Here is a 15,510-nt window from a genome sequence, read left to right on the forward strand (position 1 = left end):
GGGCGGCAGGGTGCGGATGGACGTCAGGCACTCCCGTCCGGCGAAGCGGGTCTGCTAGTCTGCACCCATGCCGGCGGCGCTCTCGGCCCGCGTGTCCGACACCCAGGCCAACCAAAGCTTCGACGTTTCGTTCGAGCGCTTCCCTGTCCGGATCGGCAGGAATCAGCTGAACGACCTTCACATCGACCGGCCCTACATCTCCCAGTTCCATGCGGCGGTGGACGTCCGCGATCGCCGGATCTTCGTGCGCGACCTCGGCTCCACCAACGGGACGATGTTCGCGGGGCACCGGCTGGCGCGCGACACCTCGGTGGACGTGACCGGCCAGCCGGAGATCACGATCGGCCCGATCCAGATCCGGCTCGCGATCATCGAGGCGCCGCTGAAGTCCGAGAGCCCGAACGACGGCACGCTGCTCGGCACCGGCGGAGACAACCTCTCCGCGCTGATCAGCCCGCAGAAGCGCGCTGCTCCCGGCGGCGAAGACCCCTACCTGCGTCAGGTGGTCCCGTACCTGGAGGCGTACCGGACCGCGTGGGCCGCGGTCTACCGGATGATCTGGGATCACCTCGCGCGCCTCCCGCCCGACGCGCGCCAGAGCTACTTGCGCCGGCTTGGCGAGGAGCACCCGAGCGTGCTCGCGGAGCGGGATTTTCAGAAGATCTCTCAGTACTACGGCGTGGACTACCGCACGCTCGGCGAGCTGGCCCCCGCGAACGCGGCGTTCGCGGCGCTCTCCGAGCTGGCGGGCGCCCTCGCGCCCGGCGCGAAGCCCCCGGACGACGTCGCGGGCATCGTCAACTTCGCGCGGCGGCTCCGCGACACGATGGAGGTCTTCCTGAAGTGCTTCGTGAGCTTGCGCGACGGCTATCAGGAGTTCGAGGCCGAGGTGCTGGCGCGCGATCGCTCCGCCGAGACGGACAAGGTCGCGAACGCGCAGGACGCGAAGGAGCTCGGCACGGTCCTGCTCACGCCGGTCGGGGGCCCGGACGCCGCGCGGCACCTCCACGAGATCTTCGTGGATGTCATGAGCCACCAGATCGCGCTCCTGAACGGCGTGATGGGGGGCGTGAGATCGCTGCTCGTCAAGCTCTCCCCGAAGACGCTCGAGGAGAAGCTCGAGCGCGCGGGCAAGAAAGGCGGGCTGTTCTCGAACAAGTACGAGGAGCTCTGGAAGCTCTACGAGCGCCGCCACGGCGACTATTCGGGGGAGGACAAGGAGACTTTTCGGGAAATATTTGGCGAGCAGTTCTCTCGGGCGTACGCTGCGACCGCCGCGGAGGACTATGGGTCGTCCGGCGAGTCGGGAGGCCGGAGCATCGTCCGCTTCCCCGGCTCTGGGAATCCGAACAAACGCTAGCGCCCCAACACGGCGGGGTTTCGCGCGGCGAGCCGCGCCTTGGGCTCGCCGATCTTCGCCGGAGGCGCGGCCGAACGCGAGGCGCCGTTCATGCGAATCAGGGAGAAAGTCGTAGCAGCAGGTTGTCTGGCCGTCGCCGCGTGCCTCCTCGCCCCGCGCGAGGCGGCCGCGCAGACGGTCCAACGCGATAAGAACTGGGCCACGGTCTCGGACGTGAGCCTCGTGCTGGGAAGCTCCGTCGTTTTCCTGATGCCGCGTGTCTATTACAGCGATCCCGAGGCCACGGTCGGCTGGAAGGGGCGCTGGCATTTCTCGGTCATGGCGCCCGCCATGACGATGACGGCGCTGACGCTGCTCGTGGACCTGCCGATCAAGAACGCGCTCGAGTCGACGCGCCGTGGCTGCTCGATCGACGAGACGAAGGCGGCGGTGTCCGACTCGGGCTGCGAGTCGTTCGGCGGCCCGTCGACGCACGCGTTCGCCTCTTGGGGCGCGACGGGCGCGGGGACGGGCATCTTCGTGGTCGATACGTTCCGCTACTCGTCTGGCCGCTTCAACGCCGGCGCCTTCATCGGCAATGTGGCCTTCCCCCTCACCGCCTCGGTCGTCACCACCATCGCCCGCGGCGTCGCCCCCGGCGAAAACCGGCCGCACGAGCACGCCGGTCAGATCGCGATCGGCGGCGTCACCGGCTTCCTGAGCGGCCTCGCCGTCGGCACCGCCTACGCGATGCTCCAGCGCCCGAACTGCGGCTACGGCAACGCGCTGTTCTGCTGGTAGCCGCCTCTCCGGTACGCCTCCCGTCCCCTCTCCGGCAGGCCTTCCTCCTCCCCTCGCCAGCAAGCCTCCCTTCGCTCGCTGGCGAGCCTCCCTCCGCTCGCTGGCGCGGCCAGGGGTCGTGGGGGGGGCAGCCCCAGGTTCGAGAAGCTCACGCGCGCCTCGACCGCGCCATGCGCGGGCGAGACGCGCGTACTAGGGGTCCGGCGGCCCGCGCCTGCCCCCCGCGCTCCCCCACCCCCTGGCCTCGACTGCTGTTCTAGTCCTGTCCGACGACGCGCTCCCAGAGCGGATCGTTCGACGAGAAGAGCGTATCCCGCTCCACCCGGAGGAATCGCTGGAACTCGACGCGGCGGAGCTCGCGGTCGCTGTCGCGGTTGCCGTCGTCGTGCTTCACGATCTTCACCCGCACCTGCTCGAGCAGCTGAATGCCGTTCGGTTTGTAGGAGACGTCGGTGCGCAGCACGTAGCGGGCGTAGAGCCCGCGCTCGGTGACGGAGGGCACCACCGCCGTCCGCTCCAGGTCGACGGATGCGGCCTCGATCAGCCGCCCCCTTCGCGCAAGGTAGAAGTGCGCTCGTTGTCGGCAGTCGTCGGGATCAGGGCAGTCCTTCGTCTCGGCCACGACGAGGTTGTCGTTGCCGAGGCGCACCGGGGACAGCTTGGTCCCCTTCGCGGGCGCGCGGAAGCTGCCAACCCCGTAGACGTCCGCGCGATCGCCGGCCGCTCGCACGAGCGCGACGAGGCCGCCCTCGTCGCCGTTCTCGAACTTGAGGACGCGCACCCACACGGCGCGAAGCCCCTCGGGCCCGGAGCGGATCTCGACCTCGTCGGGGTCGATCTTGCGGGGCCAGCCGGACTTGGAGATGCCGCCGCGCAGGGTCTCGTTGGCGAACACGTACTGGCCGGTACAGTCGACGTCGGTCGGCCCGATCCCTCGTTCCTCGCTGTAGCCGGGAATGACGACGCTCAGCCACTGGTCTGGGTCGAGGGTGCGGACGGCCGCCTTGCCGCCTGCCCCGCGCTTCGCAGGCGGCAGCTGGGCCGTGCACACCGGGATCGGATTCTGCTTGCGTGTCTGGAGCTCGCCGTGTGGCTGCTCTGGGTACGATCCGCAGCCCGCGAGGGCGGCGGCAAGCCCCAGGCCGACGACGGAGCCGAAGCGAACGATGCTCACGCGCTCTTCGTATCATGCAAGGCGTCGCCAAGGCGAGTTCGCGACCTAACGCCGTGGCCGGCCAACGGGGCTGGCCGGCCAACGGCTCTGGCCGGCCAACGGCTCTGGCCGGCCAATCCGCCTCGTTCTCTCCGGGTCGGCGGTCGCGCGCATGCCAGATCACGCCGGCGCCCCGCGCGTCGTCACGTTCCCCACACGTCCGCAACGCGATGGACACGCCCGCGCCCTCTTATCGAAGCGATGGCCTCGTGGCGGAATATTGCGCGCCGTCAGGAACCAGACGCGAACCCAAAGCGAACCGAATGCCAAGAAACCCGCGCTGCCCCGGGACACAAAAGTCTTGACGCTCCCAAAGAGGGAGTTACCTTCTGGACTCCCTGAGACGAACAGGGGTAGAGATACGATAAGAGTCTTATCTCTGCGTCTCTGAACTCCTAGTCCCGACGGAGCGCACCGTCTGCCAGCGCGCAATGGGGCGTAGACTGAGCCCAGGCGGCGAGTTCTTGAAGGAAGAGGCATTTGATCATGGCGTTGCAAGCTCACCTCGTTTTGAAGGGCGTTACCCAGGGCCCGATCGATGGCTCGGTCACCCAGAAGGGTCGCGAGAAGTCGATCGCTGTCATCTCGGTGCAGCATCAGGTCGTGAGCCCGCGTGACCCGGCGACCGGGCTGCCCAGTGGGAAGCGCCAGCACAAGCCCTTCGTGATCACGAAGGAGCTCGATAAGGCAACCCCCCTTCTCTACAACGCCCTGGTCAACAACGAGAGCATCTCGGAGTGGACCCTCAAGTTCTACACGCCGGGCACCGCGGCATCGAAGAACGTCGGCAAGGAGCAGAACCACTACACGGTCAAGCTCACGAACGCGACGGTCGCGAGCATCGACTTCCACATGGACAACACGCGCGGCGGTGACGGCGCGAAGGATCGGCCGGAGTACGAGCGGGTCTCCTTCACGTACCAGAAGATCGAGTGGTCGTTCGATGACGGCGACGGCGCGCGTCAGGCGGACGACGACTGGGAGACGCCGCAGGGGTAGTACCTAGCTGCTGAGGTCTCGTCGCACCGGGCGACCTTCGGGTCGCCCGGTTGCGTTTGTCGTCCTGACGTTGGGGCATCAGGGGATTCCTCAAAATCAGGCATGGCCATCACGCGCAGCAAGCTCAGAATGTTGGCATGCCCCTCAGCGCCTACCTCAGACTCGTCGGCGAAAGACAAGGGGAAATCAGGGGCTCCGTCACCCAGAAGGGGCGAGAGGGTAGCATCCTCGTCACCGAGGTGTTCCACTCGCTGGTGGGGCCACGCGACCCGGTCACCGGGCGCCCGACGGGCAAGCGGATGCACAAGCCCTTCATCGTCACGAAGGACCTCGATCGGTCCACGCCGCTCCTCCTCAGCATCCTCAGCCACAACGAGAGCATCCCCCGCTGGGAGCTCCAGTTCTACAGGTCGATCGCGATCGGCGTCGAGAAGCCTGTCTTCACGGTCCAGCTCACGAATGCGAACATCTCGAGCATCCAGTTCCACATGCTCAACGTGAGGAACCCGGGGCAATCGCGCCTGCCCGAGCAGGAGGAGGTCGCGTTCACGTACCAGAAGGTCGTCTGGACCTGGAACGACGGGGGCGTCTCCGCGGAAGACGACTGGCTCACCCCGCGCTGAGCGGGCGGGCTTCCGCTCGAGGCGCGAGCTGAGCTACGATCCCACCGTGGCCGGCGCCTCCCTCCTCACCCGAATCGCGCACGCGGCCGACCCGCACTCGACGGAGCGGCACACCTACCGGGATCACGACCTCGAGTCGGCCATCCTGACGCACCTCGGGCACATGCTGAACACCCGCCAGGGGAGCTCGCTGACCTGCCCGGACTACGGCCTCATGGAGGTCTCGGAGGTCCTGCATGAGTTCCCAGAGGCGATCGGCCTGGTGCAGCGCTCGCTCAAGAACTGCATCCAGACCTACGAGCCGCGGCTGAAGAACGTGCAGGTCCGGCACCTGCGCACCGACACGGTCCAGTCGATGGTCCTCGAGTTCGAGATCACCGCGCAGATCCACTTTCCCGATGGCCGCCGGCAAGCGCTCCGGCTCGGCGCTGCAGTGGACCAGAGCGGCAACGTCCGGATGACGTAGCCCCCGCCCGGAGGCCTGGCTCACGGCGGTTGACAGCCTTCGGCCCCGGCGGTCGACTGGCGGTGGCGAGAGGATGTTCAACAAGTACTACCAGGACGAGCTCACCTACCTGCGGGATCTGGGGCGCGAGTTCGCCGCCGCCTACCCCGGGATCGCGCCCATGCTCGCGGAGAAGGGCGGGGACCCCGACGTCGAGCGCCTGCTCGAGGGCGTCGCGTTCCTGACCGGCAAGATCCGCCAGAAGCTCGACGACGAGCTCCCCGAGGTGATCCACTCGGTCGCGTCGCTGCTCTTTCCGCACTACCTCCGCCAGATCCCGGCGACCTCGATCATCGAGTTCACGCCGCTCCCGAACGTGGTGCGCGAGAAGCTCGTCGTCGCTCGGCACGCGGAGGTCGGGTCGGTGCCGGTCGACGGCGTCTCGTGCCGGTTCCGCACGACCCAGGACGTCGAGCTCGTCCCGCTCGCGGTGGAGGACGTGCGCGTCGACACGGGCGCGCAGCTCGCGCAGACGCTCCGCATCGAGCTCCGCCTGACCGGCGGCGCCGCGCTGTCGGGCCTGTCGCTCTCCTCGCTGCGCTTCTACATCCACGGCGAGCGCAGGCTGCAGGACGACCTCCGCCTCTGGGTCGGGGCGCACGTCGACACCGTCGCGCTCGCCGCGGTGGACGCCGCGGGGCGCGACACGACGATCGCGTCGCTCCCGGCGCGCGCCGTGCGGCTCACCGGCTTCTCGGATGAAGAGTCGCTGATCCCGTACCCGAAGACGGTCTACCCGGGGTTCCGGCTCCTGCAGGAGTTCTTCACGCTCCCGCAGAAGTTCGCGTTCTTCGAGGTGACCGGCCTCCAGGCGCTCTCGGCGGAGCGGATCTCCGACCGGTTCGCGATCCTGCTGCAGTTCAGGGACGGGCTCCCGCCGGGGACGCGGATCGGCAAGGAGAACATCCGGCTGTTTTGCTCGCCGGTCGTGAACCTGTTCGAGCACACCAGCGATCCGATCAAGCCCGAGGCCACGAAGCACGAGTACCTCTGCCGCCCGGCGGGCGCGGCGCCCGCGGCCTTCGAGATCCACAGCATCGACAAGGTCGTCGGCATCGCCCGGCGCACGAGCCAGCGCGTCGAGATCCCCTCGTTCTTCAGCTTCCAGCACGAGCTCGACCCCGAGGCCGCCGCGCGGACGATCTTCTACCAGGCGCACCTCCGCCCGGCCGCCATCGGCGACGGCATCGACATGTACCTCTCGTTCGGCTCCCCGCAGGACGCGGGGGCTCTCCCCGAGTTCGACGTGATCAGCATCGAGGCGACGAGCACCAACCGCCGCCTGCCGGCGCAGCTGAAGCTCGGCGACCTCAGGGTGCCGACGGCGACCTCACCCGCGGTGGCGAGCTTCACCAACCTCACCGGCGTCACCGCGCCGCTCCCGCCGCCGCTCGGGCGCGAGCTGCAGTGGCGCGTGCTGGCCCACATGGCGATGAGCTACCGCTCGATCACCGAGCTCGAGGTGCTCCGGGCGACGGTCGATCTCTACAATTTTCAGGCGATCGTCGATCGTCAGGCGGCGCGCGCGAACCAGCTCCGCCTGGCCGCGATCAAGACGATCCGGGTGCGGCCGACAGATCGGCTGTACCGAGGGGCGCCGGTGCGCGGCGTCGCGGTCGACATCGAGCTCGACGAGGGCGGCTTCGTCGGCGAGGGGGAGATGTACCTGTTCGCGAGCATCCTGAACGAGATGCTCGGGTCCTACGTCTCGCTGAACTCGTTCACGCAGCTGACGGTCACCGGCACGAATACACGCGTGGTGCACAAATGGGACCCGAAGAGCGGCAGCCTGACGCTGATCTGAGGCCGGCTGCGCCGAGAGGCGCCGCGAGCGCCGACCCCGTCGCGCTGGAGACGCTCCGGCGCTTCGCGGATACCGCGCCGCGCTTCTCGTACTACCGCCTCATCTACCTGCTCGAGCGGCTCTTCCCTGCCGCGCCGCCGGTGGGCCAGCTCGGGCCGGTGCAGGACGAGCGCATCCGGCTGCGCGGCGACCCCTCGCTCATCTTCGCCTCGAGCGACGTGAGCGAGCTCGCGCCGGTCAAGGCCGCTGACGGCGTGGAGCGCGCCCGTGTCTCGACCACGTTCCTCGCCCTGTACGGCTCGGTGTCGCCGCTGCCGGCGTACTTCATCGAGCAGATCGCGCAGGCCGACTACCAGGGCGGCCCGCAGCCGATCCGCGAGCTCCTCGACGTCTTCCACCACCGGCTCCTGTCGCTGCTCTACCGCGCGTGGACGAAGTACCGCCTGCCCGTCACGTACCGCAAGCAGGGCGCCGATCCCTTCTCGCGCCGGATGCTCTGCGCGGTCGGCATCGACGGCTTCCGCGGCTACGAGACGCCGCTCGATCGCTTCTTCTTCCTCCGCTACGCGTCGGTCCTCGCCTCGAAGTCGCGCTCGGCGAGGAACCTGGAGACGGTGCTGTCCGAGATGCTCGGCAACATCGGCGTGAAGATCGAGCAGTTCGTCGGTCACTGGACGAAGATCGAGAAGCCGTTCAGGAACAAGCTCGGCGTGATGAACCATCAGCTGGGCGAGAGCCTGACCCTGGGGCGCTACGTGTTCGACGGCTCCGGCCGCTACAAGGTCGTGCTCGGCCCGGTGGGCTACGACGAGTACCTCTCCTTCTTGCCCGGCGGTCGGCGGCAGGATCTGGTCCGCGGCGTCATCGAGACGTTCACGCCGGGCATCCACGACGTGATGCTCGAGATCCACGTGGACACGGAGGAGGCTCCGCGGTTCCAGCTCGGCTCGCCGCGCGCCGCGACGCTCAAGCGCACCGCGTGGATCGGCGGATCTGCGGCGGAGCGGCTCGTGATCACGATCCCCCTCGACGACAAGCACCTCGCGGGCGGCGACGACGAGGACGACGACGATCGGGGCGAGCCCCCGCCGATGTGAACCAGGCCGAGCGCCGCCGCCACGGGCCACCGGGAGGCGCGGCGGCGCTCGCGCCGTGGACTCGCCCTGCGCTCAGTAAACGGTGAGGCTCTGCAGCGCGGCCGAGATCTCGTCGGCGTTTGCGTCGACGTTCTCGTGGTGCACGATCTGCACGAGCAGGATGCGGCGGGGGCTCCGGAGCAGGATCTCGTGGGCGAAGGCATCCGAGATGGGCTTCGACGGGATCTTCGCCTTGACGAGGTAGCTGCGCCCCTGCGTGTTCGCCGTGGCCACGGGCGCGCGGCCGGAGAGGATCTCGGCGCCCTGCTCCTCGAGGTCCGCCTCGTAGCGCTTGAGCACGTCGGGCCACGGATCCTCGGGGCTGTCGATGCGCTCGTAGATCGAGAACAGGAACTGCCGCGGAGACTGGTACGTGATGAAGCGGCGCTCGGGCGTGTAGTCGGCGCCGCCGACGTTCCAGTCCATCGGGCGGCTCATGCGGACGTCGCCGTTCATGAGGCCCACGCCGATCCGGCGCGGCACCCGCTCCGTCGCCGGCGCGTCGAGCGGCGGGAAGTACACCTCGAAGCTCGAGTCCTTGCTCAGGGCACCGGCGGCGCCGTGGAGGTAGAAGACGTCGTCCTGCTTGGGGGCGGTCGGCGAGCCGCCGCAGCCGGCGAGCAGCGTGATCGCAGCCACGGCGGCGCAGGCCACGCCCGCGCGCCCCGCTCCGGCGGCGAGCGGACGGCGGGCGCAGAAGGCGGGGACGCGCGCGAGCATCGGCATTCCGAGGTGCCTCATCGGGGGGAACTCTAGGCCAGCGAGGGCACGCCAGCCAAATGTTCGCCGAGGAGTTTGCCCTCGGGGTGCCCGGCATTGAATGATTGCCCGGCCCGGGCAGCGCTGCGCCCGCCGATCGAGGCGGTACCCCGTGCCGCGAGAGAGACATGTCCAACGAAAGCAAACCGAGTCGCAAGGGCGAGCCCGCCGGAGCACCGGCGGCGAGCGCGCCGAGCCCCCCCTCCACCAGCACGAGCCAGGGCCACGAGCGTGCTCCGGCGTTTGGCCGCCGCGCGCCCCGGCGCCCCGCGCTCGCGGCAGCCTTCGCGCTTGCGCTGGCGGCCCCGGCGTGCAGCGGCATCGACGCCGGCGTGGAGTACCCGAACGATCTGCCCGCGATCGATCGGTACCTCTTGACTCCCGAGAACGGCCCCGAGGCGCCGCTCGCGCTGGGTGAGTTCAAGATCGGCCCCGAGACGTGCAGCGGCGTCGACACGCACCCGGTCACCCAGAAGCTCTCGCCCGAGGATCTCAGCCGCTTCCTCGCGGCGCAGGGCGCAGGGAGCATCACCCCGAAGCTGGCGAGGTCGAACCTGTACTGGTTCGACTTCCCCGCGCGCGACAAGTCGTTCGTCCGGCTGCGCCTTGCGGTGCTCGAGGACTCCAAGCACGCGACGCAGGATCTCCACGACGCGGTGCTGCAGCACGGGCCGGGCTGGTGGGGCGTCCGCCGCTCGAACCTCGCCGTGCTCGCGCCGAAGGCGAACCTGAGGGAGGCGATGGCGTTCGCCATCAAGTACAAGCTCGTCTGCTGGGGCGTCTTCACGTACGCGGCCAACGACGACGCGTACGTCGTCCCCGGGCCCTACGCCGAGCTGTGAGGGGAGCTGGCGGCGCGCGGGGCGGAGGCGCACGCCGCCGGCGCGCCGTCGGCAAACCTCTGCGAAGCTGGCCCACGCTCGGGGAGAACGCGTAGACTGCGCCCATGCGCCGTTACGTCTTGCTCGCCGCCGCCGTCGCTCCGATCCTCGCCGTGACCGCAGCCGTCTCCATGCCCGGCTGCAGCGAGGAGTTCGAGAACATCTGCGCGTTCCTCGACGATCCCGACAGCTGCTACCACGCGTTCCAATCCGAAACCGCGACTGGGTGCTGGACGCCGGGGGAGAAGGGGCCGAGCGGTAGCTTTGCGAGCCGCGACAAGCTTGACGTCTGCTTCCTCGACGGAGGTGGGCAGATCGTCTTCGATCCCGCGCTCGACATCACGGCGTTCCCACCCAAGAGCATCGCTCTCAAACGCCTCGATGCGCTGGCAGCAGAGTGCGGATCGATCACGTACTCAGGAGAGTTCAGCTACTCGGTGACCGTCAAGGTGCCGTGCACCGGCGCCGATATCGACGCGGGCGCAGAGGAATGCGAGGACGCCGGCGCCGACAACAATAGCACGATCGGCAGGACGCTCACGCTGACGACTCCGGAGGGCAGGAGTACCCTCGACGTGAGTTGTCCAGGCGGCAAGTCTCACCACTTCAATCGCGTCGACATCCAGGAGTGCGCGAACGAAGGACAAGACAGGTTGCAGCCTCGAGCCGTGCTCGAGACGAGCGCGGGCAACCAGCCCCCGCCGCAGCCCTCGCTGGATGCTGGCACGACGGACACGGGGCTATATGAAGGCTCCGTCAAGCTCAGCGTTCACTACCCGCCGGGTGACTCGATAGTGGAGGTAGTGAAGGACGGGAAGAAAATAAAGGAGGCAACGAAAAAGCCTGTCGTGGTCGAGTACTTCAATTGCCGTATCCCAGCTCCGGCGCCGCTCTGCTTGAACGGCCAGAAGGACGGATTGGAGACCGACATCGACTGCGGGGGGACGGTCTGCGAAAAGCAGTGTGATGAAGGCCAGTCCTGTGCTCGACCCGACGATTGCTCGACGAGAAGGTGTGCCATAGACGGCACCGGCTTTCTCAAATGCCAGGCAGCTGCCAGCAGCAGCGCAAGCGCCACCACCGGAGGCGGTGCGGGCGCAGGCGGCGCAGATGGTACTGGCGGTGCAGGCGGCGCCAGCGGCCAGTAGCCGCGCTCTCCGCTCAGGCGACTAGCACCTTCACCACGAACGTCGTGCTCCCGAGGCGCAGCCGGTCGTTGTCGCGCAGCTGCCGGCGCTCGCCCTGTCCGAGGCGCTGCTCGTTGACGAAGGTGCCGTTGCGGGAGCCGTCGTCCTCGATGAAGACCTGACCCGTCGTCGGATCCGCGTGGATCGATGCGTGCCGTGAGGACGCGCTCGCATCCGCGAGCCCGATCTCCGTCGCGGTGTCCGCCCCGGCGCGCCCCACCTGCGTCCGGCCGCTGTATATCGGCCAGAAGCTGCCTCCGGGATCGTTCTGGAACGTCACGATGAAGCCGACGAGGACACGGGCGGGCTGCGCCGACACCTGCGGCACCGCGCCCGAGACCGCGCCCTGGACGATCGACGGCGCGACGATCGCAGGCGCCCTGGCCTGAGCGACCGCCGGCACCCCGCCCTGCACCATCGGCGGCGGCGCGAGCGCCCCCCCCTGCACCATCGGCGGCGGCGCCACCACGCCCCCCTGCACCATCGGCGGCGGCGCGAGCGCACCCCCCTGCACCATCGGCGGCGCGACCAGCCCAGACGCCCCCGTCGGCACGACCATCGGCGGGGGCGCAACCATCTGCGGAGGCGCGCCGAAGACCGGCGCCGGCGCCACGGGCTGCTGCCCCATCGCGCCACCCATGGACGGGCCAGGTACCATGCCCGGGCCCGGCGCCCCGAGCGCCGGCTGGGCCGGCGGGACGCCCGGCGCGTTCATCGGAGGAGACGCCGGCTGCGACGTGAGCCCCGCAGAAGGTGCGGCTCGGGCCCAGGGTGAGACCGGGAAGGAAGCTTCCGCGCCCGTCGAGAAGGCGACGCCTCCCCCCGGCGATGCCGGCACCGAGATCCCGCCTCCCCCGACCCCGTAGGCCTGAGGAGGAGGCGGATAGGCGCCCTGCGCGCCCCCCGCCCCGTAGCCTGGCGACGCCGCGCCGCCATAACCCGAGACGGCCGGCTGCGCTGGATAGCCCGGCGGGCCAGGCGGAGCATAGGCGCCAGCCCCCGCCTGCACCGGCGGAGGCGCGACCGGAACGGAGGCTCCAGGCGCTGCGCCCGCCACGCTCGTACCGCACATCGAGCAGGCAGCGTCGGTCTCCTTGAGCATCCACGCGCAGTTCGGACACGGCCTCATGCGATCTCGAGGCTACCGATTCGCTTGACATCCGTCGAGGCGAAAGCCGCGCTTTGGCGAGAGCGCGCGAGCCCGCCGCGCAGCTCGGCGTGCGCAGCGCAGGCGATGCGATGTCGCTGCCACGCGCCGGCGCGCGAGCGCGCCAAGCTCGCCGAGAGGAGAGGCGTCCGTCGCCGCCGCGCGGGCGTCTTCACGAGAAAAGCACGAAAAAAAGGCGCCGCACGTTCAAGCCGCGCGGCGCCCCGGAGACAGGTCGCTCAGCGATCGCTGGCGACGGCCGTCATCAGTTGCTGGCGATCGAGCTCTTCTCCGACTTCTCGAGCTCCTTCTTCTCGCCGTCCTTCGACTCCTCGGTCGCGGGCGCGGGCTCGGGCAGCCGCTCGAGCGCGGCCTCCAGGACCTGCTCCATCCGGCTGACGAAGAAGAACTGCAGCTCGTCCACGACCTCCTTCGGGACCTCCTCGAGATCCGCCCGGTTGCGCTCGGGGACGATGATGCGCTTGATGCCGGCGCGGTGCGCCGCCAGCACCTTCTCCTTCAGGCCTCCGATCGGGAGCACGCGACCGCGGAGCGTGATCTCGCCCGTCATCGCGACGTCGTGGCGGACCTTGATCCCGGTGAGGAGCGAGACGAGCGCCGTGAACATCGTCACGCCCGCGCTCGGCCCGTCCTTGGGCATCGCGCCGGCGGGGATGTGGATGTGCAGATCGCTCTTCTCGAGGAAGTCCTTCGCGATGCTGAACCTCGCCGCGTTGCTGCGCACGAAGGACAGCGCCGCCTGCGCCGACTCCTTCATCACGTCGCCGAGCTGGCCGGTCAGCTGGAGCTTGCCCGTGCCGTACATCCGCGTCGCCTCGATGAAGAGGATCTCGCCGCCGACGCTCGTCCACGCGAGGCCCGTCGCGACGCCGCTCTCGGCGGTGCGCTCCGCGACCTCGCTCGTGTACTTCGCCGGGCCGAGGAACTCGTGCAGGTCGTCCTCGTTGTCGACGCGCCGCTTCTGCGTGTCGCCCTCGGCGACCTTCACCGCCACGCCGCGGATGACGCCCGCGATCTGCCGCTCAAGCGACCGGACGCCGGCCTCGCGCGTGTAGTGATCGATGATCTCCTCCAGCGCCTTGTCCGTGACCTCCAGCTGCTCGGTCGTGAGCCCGTGCTCCGACAGCTGCTTCGGGAGCAGGTGCTGCCGCGCGATCGCGAGCTTCTCCTTCCGCGTGTAGCCGGGGATCTCGAGGATCTCCATGCGGTCGCGGAGGGGCGGCGGGATCGGATCCGCCACGTTCGCGGTCGCGACGAACATCACGTGCGACAGGTCGTACGGGATCTCCAGGTAGTGATCCGCGAACGTGTTGTTCTGCTCCGGATCAAGCACCTCGAGCAGCGCCGCCGACGGATCGCCGCGGAAGTCGTGCCCGATCTTGTCGACCTCATCCATCATGAAGACCGGGTTGATCGTGCCCGACTTCTTCATGCCCTGGATGATCTGGCCAGGGAGCGCGCCGACGTAGGTGCGCCGGTGGCCGCGGATCGCCGCCTCGTCGTGCACGCCGCCGAGCGAGACCCGGTGGAACTTGCGGCCGAGGGCGCGCGCGATGCTCCGGCCGAGCGACGTCTTTCCGACGCCGGGAGGCCCGAGCAAGCAGAGGATCGGGCCCTTCTTGTCCTGCTTCAGCTTCCGGACCGCCAGGTACTCGAGGATGCGCTTCTTGACCTTCTCCAGGCCGTAGTGGTCCTCGTCGAGCACCTTGCGGACGCTGCCGATGTCGAGGTTGTCCTGCGTCGACTGCGTCCAGGGCACGTCGAGGATCCAGTCGAGGTACGTCCGCACGACGGTGTACTCGGCCGACCCGACCTGCATCGTGCGCAGCCGCTTCAGCTGCTTCTTCGCGACGGTCTCCGCCTCGGTCGGCAGGTTCGCCTTCGCGATGCGATCCTCGAGCCCGTCGAGATCGCCCTGATCGCCGTCGTCCTCGCCCAGCTCCTCCTTGATGGCCTTGAGCTGCTGGCGCAGCACGTACTCGCGCTGGTTCTTGCCCATCTCCTCCTTGATCTGGGAGTTGATGCGCTCGCGCATCTTCAGGATCTCGAGCTGCCGCGTGAGCAGCCGCAGCACCTTGCGGATGCGCTCCTTCACGTCGATCGTCTCGATGAGCTGCGCCTTCTCCTCGACGGGAGCGTCGAGGTTCGCCGCGACGAGATCGGCGAGCGCGCCGGGCGCCTGGATGGAGTCGATGAGCGAGCCCGCCTCGCGCGGGAGCTCCGGCATCAGCTGGATGACCTGCTTCGCGATGTCGCGCAGGCTCATCGCCAGGGCCTCCGCCTCGACGTCCTCCGTCGCCGGCTCGTCCATCCGGCGGATCTTGGCGCGCAGGTACGGCGTGTGGGCCGTGACGGTGTCGAGCCGGATCCGCGTGAGGCCCTGCAAGATCAACGAGTAGTTGCCCGAGCTGTGCTTCAGCGCCTTCAGCACGCGCGCGGCGCAGCCCATCGGGTACAGGTCCTCCGCCCCGGGATCGTCGGTCGACGGATCGCGCTGGGCGAAGATCGCGATGACCGGGCCGGGGAGGTTGTCGACATCCTCCACCAGCGCGACCGACTTCTCGCGGCCGACATCGAAGGGCGCGACGGCGCCCGGGAACAGCACCGCATTGCGGATCGGCAGAACCGGCAGCTCGTCGCCGAAGACGACCTCTTCCTCGGAGCGCGGCGGCATCGGCGGGTTCTTTTTCTCGGACATGGCGATCTCCTCTAGGCACCCGACCGGGGGAGGTAAACCCCTTCATCAACACGCAGCCGGGCCGCGCGGCCACCGCGCGCCCCGGTCATCTTGGCTTGCATCCAGACGGATGCGGATGGTGCAACGCGGAGCCCTGCTGGCAGTTCTTGGTGGAAGACAGCCCGCGAGGCTACGGGAACTCACCATAGACACGGCGCATGCCGCGTGCCACAGCCCTGGCCATTTTTTTGAATGAGGATACGCTGCGGGTGGTCAGCTCCGACTCCGACCTGCAGCGCTCGCTCGTCACGCTCGTCACCACCTGGCGCGCGCGGCGCGGCGCTGAATCCTCGGCGGCCGGGTCAACGAGGCGCGCCTCGGCCTTGCCGCGCGGCGCGGCCGAGGCTGCGCCCGGCAC

General features: G+C 69.1%; 13 protein-coding genes. 9 read left to right on the plus strand and 4 right to left on the minus strand.

Features of this window, described 5'->3' with window-relative positions; genetic code table 11:
* The first annotated feature begins 67 nt into the window (after positions 1 to 67).
* Positions 68 to 1,360, plus strand: coding sequence for a type VI secretion system-associated FHA domain protein (locus WMF45_RS28070; RefSeq protein ID WP_437541428.1), 1,293 nt, complete (start codon positions 68 to 70; stop codon positions 1,358 to 1,360).
* Between the two features lie 90 nt (positions 1,361 to 1,450).
* Entirely contained in the window at positions 1,451 to 2,140 is a 690-nt protein-coding gene (locus WMF45_RS28075) for a hypothetical protein (protein ID WP_437707639.1), read from the plus strand.
* Between the two features lie 256 nt (positions 2,141 to 2,396).
* Here the strand turns inward: WMF45_RS28075 and WMF45_RS28080 are convergent, their stop codons facing one another.
* Positions 2,397 to 3,314, minus strand: coding sequence for a hypothetical protein (locus tag WMF45_RS28080; protein ID WP_437707641.1), 918 nt, complete (start codon positions 3,312 to 3,314; stop codon positions 2,397 to 2,399).
* A 525-nt stretch (positions 3,315 to 3,839) separates the two neighbouring features.
* On the opposite strand from WMF45_RS28080, the gene WMF45_RS28085 reads away from it, so the two are divergent.
* From WMF45_RS28085 to tssG, 5 genes are all read left to right on the plus strand, one after another.
* Complete coding sequence (locus WMF45_RS28085) at positions 3,840 to 4,352, plus strand: Hcp family type VI secretion system effector (protein WP_437292882.1); 513 nt, start codon at positions 3,840 to 3,842, stop codon at positions 4,350 to 4,352.
* Positions 4,353 to 4,489: 137 nt separating this feature from the next.
* On the plus strand, positions 4,490 to 4,975 hold the full coding sequence (tssD, locus tag WMF45_RS28090) for a type VI secretion system tube protein TssD (protein ID WP_437707643.1): 486 nt from the start codon (positions 4,490 to 4,492) through the stop codon (positions 4,973 to 4,975).
* A gap of 46 nt (positions 4,976 to 5,021) precedes the next feature.
* Complete coding sequence (gene tssE, locus WMF45_RS28095; RefSeq protein WP_012237628.1) at positions 5,022 to 5,441, plus strand: type VI secretion system baseplate subunit TssE; 420 nt, start codon at positions 5,022 to 5,024, stop codon at positions 5,439 to 5,441.
* Positions 5,442 to 5,514: 73 nt separating this feature from the next.
* Positions 5,515 to 7,284, plus strand: coding sequence for a type VI secretion system baseplate subunit TssF (gene tssF / locus WMF45_RS28100; protein WP_437707645.1), 1,770 nt, complete (start codon positions 5,515 to 5,517; stop codon positions 7,282 to 7,284).
* Positions 7,248 to 8,381: a type VI secretion system baseplate subunit TssG gene (tssG, locus tag WMF45_RS28105; protein WP_437707646.1), complete on the plus strand. Its 1,134-nt coding sequence runs from the start codon at positions 7,248 to 7,250 to the stop codon at positions 8,379 to 8,381. The genes tssF and tssG overlap by 37 nt, the downstream gene beginning before the upstream one ends.
* Positions 8,382 to 8,453: 72 nt before the next feature.
* On the opposite strand, the gene WMF45_RS28110 is transcribed toward tssG, so the two are convergent.
* Positions 8,454 to 9,161 carry a hypothetical protein gene (locus WMF45_RS28110; protein ID WP_437707647.1) on the minus strand — a complete coding sequence of 236 codons (708 nt, stop codon included), beginning with the start codon at positions 9,159 to 9,161 and terminating at the stop codon, positions 8,454 to 8,456.
* A 146-nt stretch (positions 9,162 to 9,307) separates the two neighbouring features.
* Here WMF45_RS28110 and WMF45_RS28115 point away from each other — a divergent pair, with 146 nt between their 5' ends.
* Entirely contained in the window at positions 9,308 to 10,021 is a 714-nt protein-coding gene (locus WMF45_RS28115) for a hypothetical protein (RefSeq protein WP_437707649.1), read from the plus strand.
* Positions 10,022 to 10,125: 104 nt separating this feature from the next.
* Complete coding sequence (locus WMF45_RS28120) at positions 10,126 to 11,208, plus strand: hypothetical protein (RefSeq protein WP_437707651.1); 1,083 nt, start codon at positions 10,126 to 10,128, stop codon at positions 11,206 to 11,208.
* 13 nt (positions 11,209 to 11,221) lie between these two features.
* Here WMF45_RS28120 and WMF45_RS28125 read toward each other — a convergent pair whose 3' ends face one another.
* Together WMF45_RS28125 and lon are read right to left on the minus strand one after the other, a co-directional pair.
* Complete coding sequence (locus tag WMF45_RS28125) at positions 11,222 to 12,376, minus strand: FHA domain-containing protein (RefSeq protein ID WP_437707653.1); 1,155 nt, start codon at positions 12,374 to 12,376, stop codon at positions 11,222 to 11,224.
* Between the two features lie 283 nt (positions 12,377 to 12,659).
* Positions 12,660 to 15,113 carry an endopeptidase La gene (gene lon, locus WMF45_RS28130; protein WP_437707655.1) on the minus strand — a complete coding sequence of 818 codons (2,454 nt, stop codon included), beginning with the start codon at positions 15,111 to 15,113 and terminating at the stop codon, positions 12,660 to 12,662.
* Positions 15,114 to 15,510: the final 397 nt, after the last annotated feature.

The organism is Sorangium sp. So ce448 (genome assembly GCF_051520915.1).
Taxonomy (GTDB): Bacteria; Myxococcota_A; Polyangia; order Polyangiales; family Polyangiaceae; genus Sorangium; species Sorangium cellulosum_B.

Bases quoted from the DNA above. Each gene is read 5' to 3' on its own strand.
- WMF45_RS28070 (WP_437541428.1), top strand. From the start codon at position 68: ATGCCGGCGGCGCTCTCGGCCCGCGTGTCCGACACCCAGGCCAACCAA.
- WMF45_RS28075 (WP_437707639.1), top strand. From the start codon at position 1,451: ATGCGAATCAGGGAGAAAGTCGTAGCAGCAGGTTGTCTGGCCGTCGCC.
- WMF45_RS28085 (WP_437292882.1), top strand. From the start codon at position 3,840: ATGGCGTTGCAAGCTCACCTCGTTTTGAAGGGCGTTACCCAGGGCCCG.
- tssD (WP_437707643.1), top strand. From the start codon at position 4,490: ATGCCCCTCAGCGCCTACCTCAGACTCGTCGGCGAAAGACAAGGGGAA.
- tssF (WP_437707645.1), top strand. From the start codon at position 5,515: ATGTTCAACAAGTACTACCAGGACGAGCTCACCTACCTGCGGGATCTG.
- tssG (WP_437707646.1), top strand. From the start codon at position 7,248: ATGGGACCCGAAGAGCGGCAGCCTGACGCTGATCTGAGGCCGGCTGCG.
- WMF45_RS28110 (WP_437707647.1), bottom strand. From the start codon at position 9,161: ATGAGGCACCTCGGAATGCCGATGCTCGCGCGCGTCCCCGCCTTCTGC.
- WMF45_RS28115 (WP_437707649.1), top strand. From the start codon at position 9,308: ATGTCCAACGAAAGCAAACCGAGTCGCAAGGGCGAGCCCGCCGGAGCA.
- WMF45_RS28120 (WP_437707651.1), top strand. From the start codon at position 10,126: ATGCGCCGTTACGTCTTGCTCGCCGCCGCCGTCGCTCCGATCCTCGCC.
- WMF45_RS28125 (WP_437707653.1), bottom strand. From the start codon at position 12,376: ATGAGGCCGTGTCCGAACTGCGCGTGGATGCTCAAGGAGACCGACGCT.
- lon (WP_437707655.1), bottom strand. From the start codon at position 15,113: ATGTCCGAGAAAAAGAACCCGCCGATGCCGCCGCGCTCCGAGGAAGAG.